This window comes from Plesiomonas sp. (genome assembly GCF_051650925.1).
GTDB lineage: Bacteria > Pseudomonadota > Gammaproteobacteria > Enterobacterales > CAMTGL01 > Plesiomonas.
In genome coordinates, this window is the sequence record NZ_JBOFRH010000387.1 from 1 (window position 1) to 1,196 (window position 1,196).

Genomic DNA, 1,196 nt, shown 5'->3' on the forward strand with positions numbered 1-1,196 from the left:
AAAGAGAATCACTGCAGGAAAACGGGTATACCGAAATAAATGAGCCCCAATGCTGGGGCTCTTTTTGTCTGCGGCAATCAAGATGGTGCTAGTCGCGCATACGCTCCAGCAACACCGCTTGGTCGGCAAACTCAATATACGGAGTTACATCCATACCGGTATCAAACAGATACTCGGTCAGCAATTTACGGCAAATAGCCAACAGCGGCTCCGGTTGCCACGGTTTTTCAATGTAGTGCTGAATACGTGCGCGGTTCACCGCATCTATAGTGTCTTTGTGCGATGCCTGACCGGTCAGCAAAATCTTTTTAGTTTGGATAAAGCGCATGTCTTGGGCAATATCGGCCAGAAAATCGACCCCGCTTTTGCCCGGCATAATATGATCGGAAATCACTAACGCAATCGGACAACCTTCGGCATCGAGTTCGTCCATTAACCCCGCCGCTTCATCGGCAGACTCACACTCTTCAATACAGACCCAGTCACTCAGCTTTTCGAGATCTCTGACAACAGCGCTCAGCACATCTCGCTGATCATCTACACAAATCAGATACAGCTTTTCCATTTTGACCTCCTGTAAAATCCCTTTGCTTGTGCCAGCATAGGCTCACGTAGGGCGTTGCGGTTATGCCGCGAGGGCTGATGTTGGTAGCGAAGATAAATAATTAGCTTCGCTATTAGCCTAGATAAGGGTTAACTCACCACCAACTCCAGCACACACCCGTTTCGCCTGCTACAAACACACGATTATTCATCGTCATCATGGCGTTCCGGCGATGACAGCGGCTCCGCCTGCAACGGCAAACGAACACGAAAACGGGTATATTCTGGCGTGCTTTTCAAAAGCAAGTCTCCGCCGTAACTCTCCACCAAGCGCTTAACGATATACAAACCCAACCCCAACCCGACCGTTTGCCCTTGGCGACGCGCCGACATGGTTTTGGTTGTAAAATTGGGCTGAAAAATACGCGCCGCCACCTCTTCAGGGATCATCGGGCCATTATTGGCCAGAGAGATCTGAATCGAGCGTTTACCGGCACGGGTAGAAATCTTGATGGTGGGATCAGGGGTTTGCGCATCTTTCATCGCATCCCAACCATTTTTGATGATATTGACCCAAACCTGCACCAGTTCGGTGGTATTTCCATACAAAGGCGGTAATTGCCCCAGATTCAAATCAACATTAACCTCACGCA

At 49.5% G+C, this 1,196-nt stretch carries 2 protein-coding genes; both read right to left on the reverse strand.

Going from position 1 to position 1,196, the window contains the following annotated elements; all coding sequences use genetic code 11:
- Positions 1-88: 88 nt before the first annotated feature.
- A complete protein-coding gene (locus ACRC27_RS08855) occupies positions 89-565 on the reverse strand; it encodes a response regulator (protein WP_010863518.1) in 477 nt (158 codons plus the stop codon).
- A gap of 182 nt (positions 566-747) precedes the next feature.
- Positions 748-1,196 (reverse strand): sensor histidine kinase (locus ACRC27_RS08860; RefSeq protein WP_438639714.1); only part of this gene is annotated, 449 nt, incomplete at its 5' end.

Excerpts from the sequence above, each read along its gene's own strand:
- ACRC27_RS08855 (WP_010863518.1), bottom strand. The coding sequence starts at position 565 with ATGGAAAAGCTGTATCTGATTTGTGTAGATGATCAGCGAGATGTGCTG.